The sequence below is a fragment of the Candidatus Jidaibacter acanthamoeba genome, from assembly GCF_000815465.1.
GTDB lineage: Bacteria > Pseudomonadota > Alphaproteobacteria > Rickettsiales > Midichloriaceae > Jidaibacter > Jidaibacter acanthamoebae.
The window spans coordinates 1-14,218 of record NZ_JSWE01000196.1 but is presented as its reverse complement, the minus strand read 5'-3'; the positions used below and the strand labels follow the sequence as shown (position 1 = coordinate 14,218).

10 protein-coding genes and 1 pseudogene are annotated in these 14,218 nt (G+C 32.4%); 7 read left to right on the top strand and 4 right to left on the bottom strand.

Annotated features, from left to right (window positions below):
• Positions 1-218: pseudogene (locus NF27_RS09255) on the bottom strand (ISKra4-like element ISCot1 family transposase); the annotation flags it as partial.
• Positions 219-573: 355 nt separating this feature from the next.
• Here NF27_RS09255 and NF27_RS09250 point away from each other — a divergent pair.
• Entirely contained in the window at positions 574-1,710 is a 1,137-nt protein-coding gene (locus NF27_RS09250) for a JAB domain-containing protein (RefSeq protein ID WP_039458717.1), read from the top strand.
• Between the two features lie 50 nt (positions 1,711-1,760).
• Positions 1,761-2,132, top strand: coding sequence for a hypothetical protein (locus tag NF27_RS09245; RefSeq protein WP_039458714.1), 372 nt, complete (start codon positions 1,761-1,763; stop codon positions 2,130-2,132).
• A gap of 7 nt (positions 2,133-2,139) precedes the next feature.
• Here the strand turns inward: NF27_RS09245 and NF27_RS09240 are convergent, their stop codons facing one another.
• The 3 genes from NF27_RS09240 to NF27_RS09230 all read right to left on the bottom strand — a co-directional run bounded on the left by NF27_RS09240 (position 2,140) and on the right by NF27_RS09230 (position 5,368).
• Positions 2,140-2,805, bottom strand: coding sequence for a hypothetical protein (locus NF27_RS09240; RefSeq protein ID WP_152606897.1), 666 nt, complete (start codon positions 2,803-2,805; stop codon positions 2,140-2,142).
• Positions 2,806-2,852: 47 nt separating this feature from the next.
• Complete coding sequence (locus NF27_RS09235; protein ID WP_039458708.1) at positions 2,853-3,170, bottom strand: hypothetical protein; 318 nt, start codon at positions 3,168-3,170, stop codon at positions 2,853-2,855.
• 728 nt (positions 3,171-3,898) lie between these two features.
• Positions 3,899-5,368: a baseplate megatron protein TIM-barrel domain-containing protein gene (locus NF27_RS09230; RefSeq protein ID WP_039458706.1), complete on the bottom strand. Its 1,470-nt coding sequence runs from the start codon at positions 5,366-5,368 to the stop codon at positions 3,899-3,901.
• A 433-nt stretch (positions 5,369-5,801) separates the two neighbouring features.
• Between NF27_RS09230 and NF27_RS09225 the strand changes: the two genes are divergently transcribed.
• Genes NF27_RS09225 through NF27_RS09205 form a run of 5 tightly spaced genes read left to right on the top strand, consistent with a single transcriptional unit; the run spans position 5,802 to position 14,121 of the window.
• On the top strand, positions 5,802-12,371 hold the full coding sequence (locus tag NF27_RS09225; RefSeq protein ID WP_039458705.1) for a hypothetical protein: 6,570 nt from the start codon (positions 5,802-5,804) through the stop codon (positions 12,369-12,371).
• Positions 12,368-12,811 carry an SCO4402 family protein gene (locus NF27_RS09220; protein WP_039458703.1) on the top strand — a complete coding sequence of 148 codons (444 nt, stop codon included), beginning with the start codon at positions 12,368-12,370 and terminating at the stop codon, positions 12,809-12,811. The genes NF27_RS09225 and NF27_RS09220 overlap by 4 nt, the downstream gene beginning before the upstream one ends.
• A 47-nt stretch (positions 12,812-12,858) precedes the next feature.
• Entirely contained in the window at positions 12,859-13,071 is a 213-nt protein-coding gene (locus NF27_RS09215; protein ID WP_039458701.1) for a hypothetical protein, read from the top strand.
• Between the two features lie 31 nt (positions 13,072-13,102).
• The gene (locus NF27_RS11930) at positions 13,103-13,681 is read left to right on the top strand and encodes a hypothetical protein (RefSeq protein ID WP_152606896.1); all 579 of its coding nucleotides are present in this window, start codon (positions 13,103-13,105) and stop codon (positions 13,679-13,681) included.
• Positions 13,678-14,121: an SCO4402 family protein gene (locus tag NF27_RS09205; protein WP_039458699.1), complete on the top strand. Its 444-nt coding sequence runs from the start codon at positions 13,678-13,680 to the stop codon at positions 14,119-14,121. The genes NF27_RS11930 and NF27_RS09205 overlap by 4 nt, the downstream gene beginning before the upstream one ends.
• Positions 14,122-14,218: the final 97 nt, after the last annotated feature.

Sequence of the window (14,218 nt, the reverse complement as noted above, 5' to 3'; positions counted from 1 at the left end):
TGATAACCTTTTAAACTAAGCTTTTTATTACAACAACTACAAATTTTTTCAGCAGCAATATACCGTTTGATTTGATGACCAATCATGCTTTTTTGGGCTTCGGATGTTATTAATTTTGCTTCCTTTAAACTTAAACCCAGACTTGCAGGGGACATATCATCAGTTCTATGAAAACAAGCAATTTCTTCTGTAATAACTTCTTCTTCCGTTTCAAACATAAGTTGACGGTACCGGTTTATTAGTTTTCTAAGAAAATGTAATCTTTTGTCACTACTTTTAAGCTTATCCATTTACTATGCTCATGGTGTTATATAGTAAACTTTTATAATTGAGTTTAGATAATTATCTACTGCTGTAGTAGTGCAGTGCTGTTACTAGAAGCTGAAAGTTATAATAACTAGCATAGTTATTAAGTATTGTGGTTGCTAAACATTTTTATAAATGTTTAATATAAACAATATTTTGGACATCAATAATTATTTATTAATCCATATATAACTTTGATAATAATGAAAAATAAGTAATATCACATAAAAAATAATATAACCTTTTAAGTTTGTTTGAGTATAAAGAATGGGCACTAATCATCTTAAAGAGGACAAAATAAGCTCTCTTGAAGATTACCAGTTTATTAAAAATTTGTTACTACAATCAGAAGGTGAAGAAGCATCTAATAAAGCAAGAAAGCTGATTAACAAATATGGTAGCTTATCAAATATAATTAAAACTGAGCAAGCTTGCATTAAAGAATATGCAAATCTTAATGATGCATCAGCACTGCTACTTAAATACATAAAAGAAGGCATTAGAAGAAGCAAAAAGGAAAAGTTAGATAAAATATCAGTATTAAATAATACTAAGATAGTATCAGAATATTGTAGGCTAGTTTTTGAAGGAAACAACAAGGAAGTTTTTGCAGTATTATATTTAGATCAAAAATATAAAGTAATTCAAGAAGAATTTATATCCGATGGTAATCTGGAATCGGTCAGGGTAAATCCTAAAGATATAGTAAGAAAAGCACTTATATATAGAGCAAAAGGATTGATTGTTGCACATAACCACCCTAGCGGCATTCTACTGCCATCAAGAGAAGATATAAAAGTAACCTCAAAACTATTTAAATCCTTAGAAGTATTTGATATAACTTTGCTAGATCATTTAATAATAAATGAATATAACTACTATAGTTTTAGAGCTAATGATCTAATAAAAGGTGAAGTAAAAAAATACTCTTTAAGTACTAATGAAAAATTACAGTATATAAAATCTCTAATCCGTATAAGTCAGAAATACATTAAAAAGAATACTGAGCAATCAAACAAACTACCTAAAAGTATTGATACTAATCAGCTTGCTATTAAACAACAATATAAGATGTTTAAGGATATAGGCATAGTAATATGTAATGAATGGCTTTTAACTACTAATGAAATGGATTCAACTTTAATAAGTGGGGATAGAAAATATGATTTTTGCCAAGATTATTCGCTGGAATGTTTTGATAACAGTTATTTAAAACTTCTAAATTTAGACTCCCCTATGTTTTTCTCATATATTGATAAGGGTCATAAACTTTTATTCTTAAGCAAAACATATGAAAATATTTTTAATATACCTTGTAAAGACATAGTTGGAAAAAACCTCAGAGAATTAGTAGGGGAACAAGGATATACGATATGTAAACCATTTTTAAATAAAGCATTTTAGGAGAAGAAGTTACTTTTAACTATTTATGGCAATGTAAAGAACAGGAATTCATGTATTTAGAAATACATTACATACCTAACTTTACTTCAGATAAAAGAAAGGTGAGAGGGGTATTTTCTTTCATTACTAAATCCAAAATTGAAAACTTAATAGTAAGCCAGCATTTATCATCTTTAAAAGAAATACTACCTATTTCTTCAAATGAGCAAACTTTGAAACTAAAAAATAAACTTTTCAAACAAGCAATATTACAGGTTGATAAAGCCTTAAAAACTCATAAAGTTAATTACGATCATAAAACCATATTAGATATTGTAAATAATGTGTATGAAAATTTTTATTGCTCGGAAACTATAGATGCTAATTATATAGATAAAATTATCGATACAGGTATAAAGGCAGGAAAACTCTCCTGCCTTTAATAAACGATTATAGCATAAAATGAGAATAACTTATATCATCAGATTTAGAGAATCCTTTTTTGTCTACGATGCTATAAATTTTGTTATGTACATCTTCCGGAACAACTAAAACCACAGAAGATTTAATCGGTATAGAGCCTTTATTCTTTTTAGCTATATTAAGTATGTCGTTAATATAATTATTTAGTGAGCCTTGATGTTTTAATGATTCTAAGCTTGCCTGAACCACGAACTCCAGAAGCATTTTAAATTGCTGATGATCAGCATTTAAAACAGGAATGTCCTGATTGCTTACAATACTTTGAGTAGATTTCAGCAATTGCAATGCCATATTATGATAATTTTCGGATAAAGTTATTTTTGATGGTATTATAAATTCACAATACTTTACTTGCATTTTATCTAAGCAGGCTTTGATCTTATATGCTGTTTTAGTATCTACTCCCGCACCATATTTTTCTCTTAAAAAATTCGGAATAGAGGTAGAGGATTCATGAATAGAGACTAAAATACCATCCGAATTCTTTTTTGATAGAAGGGTGTGCATGAATCTATCGATGTTAGGAGCATAGTATGCAACATTTGAAGCTAAGATGATGTTCATACTATTTGGCAAGTCATCTATATCAGAGCTAAAACAACTACCTTGCTTAAGTCGATGAAGAACTTGCAAATCGATTAAAGCGTTATGAATAGTATTAATAAACCTTGCATCATTATCTATGCCGTAATAATAAATAGAGTGTAATTGTGTTGACCAAGTTTGTAAATTTGCATAGCTAGTTCCCCTTCTCCGCACCCCACATCTAAAATAGATAAGGGAGTAGTGATTATTTGGGCTTCTTGTAAATCTTGGAATAGGTTTTGCATTACCATACCTGTAATCATTTTTTGATTTGTAAACTTCAAAAAAGCTTCAAACCATTTTCCTACCCGTTCATTGGTTATATTCTTGAAATACTGCTCAATTTCTTCTTTATTATCAGATTGAGTAGTATTATAATAATTAGTGAAAATGGGATTTAATATATTACGCATTTTTTTCTCCTATTTGAATTAAAAAAAGTACTGCTTTAAATACTGGCAGGTATCTAGAGCAGTCTTACTTAATAGTTAATTGCCTGGTAGATAAAATATTATAAGAAAAACATTAAAAGGTTTTATAATAAGATTTTTATATTAACTAAGGTTTTTAACTATAAGTTATATTTGCATTATAATATTTGAAAATTTACTATGGAAGTCCACTTTTAATAAAAATATAATATTATTTAATAAAAAGTAATAAGTATATATTTTACTAAATATGCTAAATAAATGAAAAATATAATTGAATCACTGAAGTACCGGTAAGCGTCAACATAACAGTTTAGTTAAGTTAGTATAGTTATATTGATATTATATAGGCCTGGTAATGTATGAGAGGCAAGGTATCTTTGCGAGATATTATTAAGGTATCTTTAAAAAGCTATTAAAGAGATATTGTTTTATAGTTCTAAAACATTCTCTATCTATTTTCAAAAATAATCAGTTATTAAATGATTAGCTTTTTTATCTAAGCGTAAAACTATTTAAAAAATCTTAACGTCTCAAGTTTGTAACCATTTTTGAAATAAATATTACCCACTAAAGATACTGATATTCAAATCAGAGCTTATAAAAAACTTATAATATGTATAATTTAAATATTACCTTAAGCAAACTTATAAATACTTATAAAACCAATATTATATGATACATAACATGATTAAAACAAACATGAGTAACTATCTGGCTTTATAAGCCATAATTATAACGCATATAGAAATAATAATTAATGAAGGTATGGCAAAATTAAAGCTACTTGCATTTAAATCAGGTGTACTATTTAATTTAACCCAATGACCATATTTATAATTTTCCGTATCTGCATAATTTTTAGGCCAATTGTAAAAATCATATCTTGCATCTATACTATAAACGAAGGCTCCTTTATCTCCGATTAGTCCTATATTACCTTGTTTTGACTCTTTATCTTGCCAATAGTCTAAAGTGGCTTCAAGTGCTATTTGCTGAGCTTTATAATCTACTAGTCCTTTTGAATTTGGGGGTAATTTAGTATTACTCGTTGTTAAATCAATGTATAAGTTAGGTTGGTTAGTACACCCGTCTATAGAAGGAAAGCCAATTTCAGTGAAAATTATAGGCTTCAATTTAGGTCGCCATTTAGTTACCTTTACATCCGGGTTGTAATGGTAGTTTTTCCACCAATACTCAATATTTTTTATTGCCCAATCCGGTTTAATCGGTATCTGTTTGCCATTCTTGTTTTTAATATAATCATAATACTCTCCGCTTTCCCACCCTTCCTTTATTATATCATAACTTATATTCTCTTGCGGTAAGTTATCAGTAAGTGGAAAGTATGCATTTATTCCTATATAATCTATATTGTCAGATGCCCATAAAGAATCTAAATGATGCCACCCATTATCAGTATGGTGGTATTCGTCCCAGTTAGCTGCATATGTTAATTTTACCTTTTTTCCTACCTCTGATTTAACTTTGTTTGCTAGTAATATTAGCTTTTCAACAGCTAAGAATTCGTTATTTGAGCTTCTATACTTTAGTAAGTCCTTAAACTTTGACCCTATTATGAAGCTACTGATGTAATCTTTCAGTTTTTTACTCTCATATTCAAGTGTAGTATAATGCATTATAAATTTTGTATACTCATAAAAAAAATGTTCTATTTCCTGATCGGATGTAGCATGGATAAATCCTCGCCAAGGTTTATTAGGCTGATCAACAAAGAGTATAGGGTATAATGTAATATTATAACCATTCGCTTTTAATAATTCACATACTTCTACAACTGACTTATCATTTGGGGTTCCGCCCCAGCTAGGTTTTCCGTTGACTTGAGATACTAACTTTGCTGTATTTCTAGTATATTTACCTACTTGCCAATCTTCACCTTGTACAGGTACGCTAGTTTCAACTTTTGGGACTATACTAATATTATTTGCTTCTACTTTATTGGCAAACCAACCTACTAATAAAGAAACATTTTTTAAGTTTGGAAAGTCATGCTTCAGTTGTTCAATCGTTAGTAGAATATTTGATTTTGTTGAATTTGAGTTAGCATTTAATGGAGTATTATCTTTATCATAAATTATTAATGGCGAATAGATAAATTCACCGGAGCCGGGGCTTATTACTAATGATGTTATTTTTTCATTTAGGTGCTTAGTCACAGTACTATAACTTTTTTCATTAAATTAATAATCTATAATTCTATATTTAAAACTCATGTAATACGGCTTTGTAAAAAAATATAGGTAGAAAATAATTTAATACAGTGATTTTAAAATAGAATAAGTAATGAATTAAATTCTGATTATTTGTGCATCTATTTATAAGTAATAAGTTACTTGCTAGTTTATGCTAATTTTATAAATAACATTAATACAATTTCATCAAGTTTAAAAACACCATATTTATTCAGTTTATAATCTTAAAAAAATTGCATTATCAAGAATTATAATAATTAAGCTTATAAAGGTAATATTTATGTATAATTGATATATTATTACTAATTGTAAAATATTTATGCCTCTTTTCTTAACTTGCTAACCTTGCATATTTCCTAACATATTTATTAAAGATTAATTCTTACAAATTTATTACATGGCTGAATATCATTTTGCAGAATCTGAAGGAATGTTTCTAGGATATAATACCTGGAGTGCTCCTTGGTCATCTTTAGATGTTATAGAGCCTTATATTAAAGAATATAATATTTCATTGCCTAGAGAGAACTATGTAATAAATTTAAACGGTGAGCTTGTTAATCTTGAACACTCTTATAATAACTTTACCACGCCTTTAAGCAACAACCAAACAAGTATAAATTATCTACATCCGATATTTATGGATAAACTTGTCATGGGTGAAGAAGGACTTAATATTTTTAACACTAAGAGTGACATTATAATAATTAACGTTAATGATAACGAACCAGCCGAACTTAAAAGCGAATTAAATATAAGCGGTAAACCTGCTCAACTATATATTTTTTCTAAATCAGGATTTGATATTGAAGATATAAAGTTAAGTGGGATAGTAAAATTTGCTCTAATAGCTGCGGACTTTTTTAATTACTATGATAAGAGTGAACATTATGATGCTAATAGCCCAACCTTAGCGGAAATACAATTTGATAAGAATCTCACAGCCATTAACCTAAAAGGTAATGTTTCTGCTAATAACACAGTTGCTGAGTTTTATGCAAGCTCAATACACTGCCAGCACGGAACTCTTAATTTTAAGGATTTAAACTTTTTTTCTAAAAATTCTTTAAATCAATTAAGCAATAACCCGCCACTGGACTTTTCAACATGCAGTATTAATGTTGAAAATATTATACTTGAAGTTCCGGAGGCATTTACAATCCTCAGTTATAATGGCTCTATAAATGCTAAGCAAGCTAAAGTTACCACTTTAGCACCCTTTTCATTTAGCATTGGTACTATAAATGTTGTAAACGCTTTAGATATTGAAGCCCCGGAGGTTATAATTGATGGTACTATTAATGCTACAAATTTCACAGTCACTGCTGGAAAATATCTCAACCATTCACCAAATAAAACTAATGTAAATGAAAACTTTTATTGGATAGCGAAAGATAGCAATGGAAAATACACTGGCATTTGGGATGATAATACAAAATTAGGTAATGTTAAAGGTACTATAGGTTTTATCGGGCAGCATTATTATGCTACTTCTTTTCCAAAATGTAAGGGATTAAATTTAGAGTTATATGGTAACTTTAATAATAAATTTCCACCCTTTTCCCATTCAGATTCTATAACAGATTTTATAACAATTTATGCTCCTAAACACTTTATACCTTTCAGCAATATAGCAAATATACGCAATGTAGATATTAAATGTGGCAGCGTATACTTTGCTGAAGATTTTTATGCAGTGAATGTTGAATCGATAAAGATTGAAAGTGGAGGTATTGGTATTGTGTGGGGGAAATGGCAAGTATCTAAAGAAATAAGACTCATTGCTACTCGATATGGAGATCGTATTCAATTAGGTGTTGTAGGTTTGTTACAAACTTTGGGTAATGTTTTTCTTTCATCCGAAGTTGTAGTTTTATACGAGTCTGCACAAATAGATTGCGGCGGGTTAACTGAGATAAATTATAAATTTTTTTTCCATCCTAATCGTTATTCTAAAATTCGAACCTATGATTTAATTTTAGAAAATTTAGATAGAGAGCATTGTACAGGGAAAGGACATTTAAAACTTCAATTTGCAAGTATAGAAGTATCAAATAATGCAGTGATAAAAGAAAGTAGTATGCATATAGAGGCTGCTTGTTCAGCGTCAGTAAATCGTATGTTTAGAGATCAAAGTTGTACACCCTCTTTTATAAATGTTAAAGGGAATCTTTACTTAGATATTAAAGAAGCGATAATTGAAGAAAGCAATATACAAGCCGGTCAAATAATTAATATAGGTGATAATGCACCTAATATATTGGTTAAAACTTCTCCTTCAGCTAACGGAGGGTGTATTCCTGCCTCATTTGTCGGGAGGGAAGGAATATATGGTAAGTTTAATAAGATCGAGACAGGTTGTCTAATCCGATCTACATTTTATTCAAATGATGCTGTTTCACAATTAAGGGCAATAGCAGGTTATACAGCTAATGGAGTGATAACCGCAGTTAAAAGCGATAGCTTAAGCTTAATAAATAATTTCCAGGTAGTTATAGCACCTGATCCCTCACGACCAATTAGAATTGATGAACAAGAAGCAAGGCCGGCTAAAAAATTAAATAAAAAATTTTTTGAATTAAAGTATAGTATAATAGAAAATGTACCTAAGCTTGGGGATAGCAATGATCCTAATAATGCTTACTATGAGTATCTATACAATGAGCGATATACTCCATTAAAATCCTGCAATATTGATATCACCTATATTTTACGTACTCTTAGCTTTACTCCTGAAATGGTAGGTAAGATTATCTGTGATTCTAATTGCCAAGTGGAGTTGGTTAAGAAAGCCTTAGAGGAGAAACTGGGATTTAGAGAAATCAGTGCATTAGATCACAGCTTACGGGCATACTTAATTAGTATAGGTGTGTATGATAAAAGCTTAAGTGAGCGCCATTGCACGGAGGTAAAACTACTACTCGATAGTGGGATAGAGCATGCTAGTAAACTCCAGCTTCAAATAGGTATACCCCCAATGCAAAACCAATTTCATCTTATAGAAAAACCATTTATATGGCCAGTATACGAAGATTTTGAAGGCATTAAGGTACTAACTCCTGCTGTATATTTCCCTAAAGAAATGATATTTAATGCGCCTGCAAGAGCAGGGGCATTTATGATGGCCGGTTTTTGGGACGTATCAATAAATTCATTATTTAGTGCGGGAAGTTTACTTGGTGAGCAAGGGCATATAAAGGCTCTAGATATGGCGGTAGTTGGTGAGCTTAAGAAAAGCGGAGATGGAGCTTTAATCTTAGAAGTAGATCGTTTGGCAATTGCCTCGTTGATGCACACTCAAACACATTATGAGTATACTTACACTCAAAGGCTAACTTATGGTGCATTAAGTGCTGAAAAAGGTGAAGTAACACTATTAATTAAGCAAGACTTCTTACTTCAAGCTGCAAAATTAAAGGGTAAAATAACAGCTCAAGTAGGAGGTGATATAATTGCAGTACCCGGAAGAGATATAAGCGGATATCAACGTTACTATGATGACGGTTATGTTAAGTTTGCTTCCCTTCGTAATGTACTAAATACTTTTGAAGGAGAGATAAGGTTCTCTTCAGGAGGTAACCAATACTATGAAGGACTGGTTATAGAAGGAAACTCGGTAGTTAATTTTTTAAGTGAAAAAGGTGGGATTAACTTAGTAGTAGCAAAAGACTTTGACTATAGTGAGTCATATGAAGAAGATGAGGGGTTTTTTAGTAGTGAATCTATCCATCATGTCAGATACCAGGAGAGAGCTATTGGTAATCAAATTGGTGAATCAAAAAACCCGCTAAGAGAATTAAATGTCATATCTCATGGTGATATAGCGCTATATGCAGCTAAGGTTTATACAAAAAAACTTTACATGGAGGCGGGAGTTAATAATCCTGAAAAAGCTAATGTAGTATTAGGTTCTGTAGGACTTCAGTCATTTGAGCAAACTACGGTTGAAAAAAGCGGTTTAGGTTTTGGTAATGGGATGGTAGGTATTAAAACCACTACTAAAGTTACTCAGAATTCTCGAGTAAACCAAGAGCCTTCTGTAATAGTTATAGTTGGCGATAAGGATGACCCGACAGATAATACAGCATATATAGTAACCAATGGGAAGTATACTCAGCTTTCGAGTCATATTAATCATGAGACGGGTAAATTTGTTATTATAGCTCCGGGGGGGATTGAAATTGGAGCTAATGATAATGAAAGAGTTAATATTGTTCATACCATCAAAGAAATGGTAGGGTTTGGAGTTTCAGCCACCAAAGAAGAAATAGGGCTTAAAATGGGAGTTGAAATTAAAGAATCATACCGCGAAAGAGTAGATTTCATCCCTATACAATCCAGTATCACGGCTAAGCAACTGGAATTACATTCTAAGAATGGATATTTACATACTAAGGGAGCTATTCTTACCTATCAAGATGCACTAATTAAAGGGTTAGGGCATATAGATGAGCCTGCTGAACGTAGATCTAGCCAATTAAATAAAGACTTTAGTGCAAGTCTACATTTAAAGCTAGGGTTCCGTAGTAGCTTATCAAATGCGATAGATAGCACTAAAGATACTTTCCAAAGTAATGTTGCTACTCCTGAAGGTGCGATCAATGCGGTGTTCAAGGCATATAATATGCTGGTAAATTGGGCTAAGTTTATAACTATGCCGGTTCAAGGAGGGATGTATATTCATGGAAAGATAAAAAAAGAGAGGTTAGAAATAACACGAGTTGAGCCGGTAGTAAGTGAGTTTACCAGTTTTGGTAATACCACCCATGAAACAGATAAGATTTATTTTAAAGGCACTAGGATTATAGGCTACAAATGGTATGTAAGAGCAAAAGATGTACATTTAGCTGCAGCATTTAGCAGCTATGAAGAATCCAGATCAGGTAGTTCAGGGGAGATAATTATACCGCTTGGAGGAGGTATTATCCCTAGTCTTAGTGTTACTCCGATAAGTAAGAATAAAGGAAGTGTACAAAACTATCATATGCTGCAAGTCATGATAAAGGATGAGATAATCTTTGATATCGGGGGGCCGGTAAATATTGAAGGCGGCTATATGGAAGCTGATAAGATAATAATGAATGCAAAAAGCTTAGTGCTTAATTCGGTGCAACGTTTGGCTGAGTCTAAAAGTTCCGGCTTTAGTTTAAGCGGTTCCGACATCACCGCTATAAATACTGCGTTAACCGGAGGTGGTGGTTATTATGGCAGGAGTGAAACCAAGTGGGTAGAAGAGATAGCCGGGATAATAGGCAAAGAGAAATTGGAATTAGTAATCAATGAAACTCTGAAAATAGCAGGAGCTGTGATAGCTAATGCAGAACGTAATGAGAATGGTACATATACCGATAAAGGTAAATTATATATTAAAGCAGCTGAAGTAATAGCTGAAAGTATATACGGCTATGATGAAGGCGCACTCCTCGGTGCTTCATATAGTAGTGGATCGGGAAGCGGCAATAGCTTTGTTGGTGCGAGCTATGGTGCTCAATTTGGTTATACGGATAAGGAGCAAGAGGTTAAAGCCGGTTTAGGTGGAGGTACAATAGATGCACCTCTTAATGGTGAATATAGCAGAGATATAAACAACCTTAAACATGAAAGCGGGACGGTGATTGACCCTATAAATGCTCAGTATACCGAATTTAACTGGGGAGCGTTTAAGGATGCATATTCAGAGGATGGCAAGTTTAGCTTTAGCAAGTTAGGCGAACACATGGCTAAAAGCTTTAAGAATAGCTATTATGATATTTTAGATAGCATGCCTGAATCATTAGCTTATAAAATGCCGCATAAAAAGCTCGATAAAAATATTGATAAAGCAATTAAGGATATACTGGATAATGATAAATCTTTAGGTGAAAAAGAGCAAGCTGCTTTAAAAAAATTAAGCAGAGATATGCAGGACTCTATCCCTGAGAATAAAGCAGAGATAACAAGAGAAGCATTATTAGGTACGAGCGACAAAGCAAAAGAAACGAAAGCAAGAGAAGAAAAAGAACATGAAACACTTACAGGTGTTAGAAAACCTGGTGAGCCATTAGATATGGGTACTATATATGCTTGTAATAGTGATTGTATAAAAGCTCAACCTATGAAAAAGCTAGCTAATAAGATTAATACTGCAGCTGAGACCTATAGGAAGTTTGAGCAGGAGCATCCTACTTTAGCACATCATGGTCTAACATTAGCAAATGCAGCTATCCAGACATTATTATTTGGGTTGGCAGGTACTATTAATGTAGTAAAAGGAGAGATAATAAACCGTGGAATAGATAAATTAGCTGGTGAAGAAATAAATAAAGTGATTAACCAACTAATTGATAGCGCATCTTGGGGGTTTAAGCAAGGCCTTCCTGGCTTAACCGAAGAAGAAGCAAGGACTTTGGGTAGTGCATCAGTGATGCTTGGAATAGGTATAACGCAAGGTACTACAGCTATAAAAAGCATTATCAAAGATATAGGCAAGCCACATATTGTTCATAAAGTTGACTTAAGCGAACAACCTAAATCAAAGTCAAAAGTTAATAACGAAGGTGTAAATAAGAAAAAAGAAGACATAAGCGCTAAAGATTCTAAACCCGAAACTGAAGCGCATGTAAAAGACTTAAATTCCTTGAAAGTTAAAGAGGTTTTAGATAAACTTGGTTGGGAACTGCCACAGGAAGCGTTAAATAAGATTCCTAGGGATTTAAAATTTGTTAAAGCAAATCGTGAAGGCGTAGGTATACGCATACAGGATAGCGAGAAAGGAGCTAGTGTGATTAGAATAGATAAAGGAAATCCTAGTAACGATTATTTACACCAGCAGGTTGATCATGTGCGTATTAATTATAATGGACAAGTCATTGGAAGAGATGGTAAGCCAATTCTACAAACTGATAAAACTCCTAGACCTAGAGAAGCTCCCGAGGCTCATATCCCGCTATCAGAATGGTTACAATGGAAAGAATGGAATAAACCATGAAAAAAGAGAAATTAAAATATCCTGATATGAGGGCAGGGATTATAGCTGCATTGGATAGCTTATCAGATAGAGAATATCAAAATAAAAAATGGTGCTCACCCACTGCTGCTCATAGATTTTGGGATAGCATAAGGTTTCCAGAAGGTACTTTAATTGAAGAGATGTGTTTAGATGAGTACCCGGCTATAAATTTAATAGGGTACTCTTTATTAAATGAAAAGGAAGCAGAATTGGTAGAAAAAGTAGCTAAGGTACTAGTAAATGCATTAGATCAGATTGGTATAGAACAACCTGATTCTGCCTATATTAATTCGCCTTTATGGGCAGAAGTAGTTAAATCAGCAACTGAAGCTTATGACTTTTTTAAAAAACAAGGTTTTGACAAAGAGTATATAGACTTATTAAAAAGACATAGAGATAAAGAAATGAGCAAAGCTTAAAGGTACATATTCTGTAAGTGATAATGCTGCTTTAGATATAAGAGGAGGTGGGTGCGCCTAAAGGGAATCCTATTGTTTGGTTGGGCAGGACTATTAGAGTAAGCGCTAAAACAAGGACATCTATCCAAGGAAAAGATGAGATGGTATTCTTTGCTGTTGAAGTAACGAAGTTGAGAGGTGAAGATGCAAGCAATAAGAAAGATAGGAAAGAAGAGGAGAAGTTTGGAGGAATGGAAGGAAGGGATGCTCAAAGAGTATGAGGAAAGCGGCATGGAGGCTTAAGCAAGGCCTTTGGGTAGTACATCAGTAATGCTTGGGATAGGCATAACGCAAGGTACTACAGCTATAAAAAGTATTATCAAAGATATAGGCAAGCCTCATATTGTTCATAAAGTTGACTTAAGCGAACAACCTAAATTTAAGTCAAAAGTTAATAACGAAGGTGTAAATAAGAAAAAAGAAGACATAAGCTCTAAAGATTCTAAATCAGAAACTGAAGCGTATGTAAAAGACTTAAATTCCTTGAAAGTTAAGAATACTTTAGATAAACTTGGTTGGGAATTACCTCCGGAAGCACTTAATAAGATTCCGAAGGATTTAGCTGATGTGAAGCCAAATAAACGCGGAGTTGGGATACGTATACAGGATAGTGAGAAAGGTGCAATTGTGATTAGAATCGACAAAGGTGATCCTAAAGGAAAATTTCCAAGCCAGAAAGTTGATCACGTACGTATTACTTATGGAGGACAAGTAATTAATAGAAACGGAAGTCCTATATTAGATACACAGGTTAAGAGACCATCTAAGACAGAAGAAGCCCATATACCGTTATCAGAATGGATAAAATGGAAAGAATGGAATAAGCCATGAATAAAGAACAATTAGAATGCATAGCAGCAAGAAATAGAATAATTGCAGCAATTCAAGAATTATCAGATAAAGATTACCAAAATAAAATATGGGCAGATCCTAATTATGCCCATGCATTTTGGGATAGCATAAGGTTTCCAGAAGGTACATTAATTGAAGAGATGTGTTTAGATGAGTACCCGGCTAAAAATTTGATTGGGTATTCATTATTAAATGAGAAAGAAGCAGAGTTGGTAGAAAAGGCAGCAAGGACATTAGATAAGGCTTTAGATGAAATTGGAATACAACAACCAGATTCTGCCTATATTAATTCACCATTATGGGAAAAAGTTATTAGAGCAGCTAAAGAAGCTTATGACTTTTTTAAAAAACAAGGCTTTGATAATGAATATTTAAGCGCATTACAAGCAGATATAGATAATGAAATGAGCAAAGCTTAAAGCACATGTACCATTATCAGAATGGATAAAATGGAAAGGGCAGTGTTGCGAGAAATGAAATATGAAGGTAGGTATAAGGTAAGGCAAGCAACTTAAT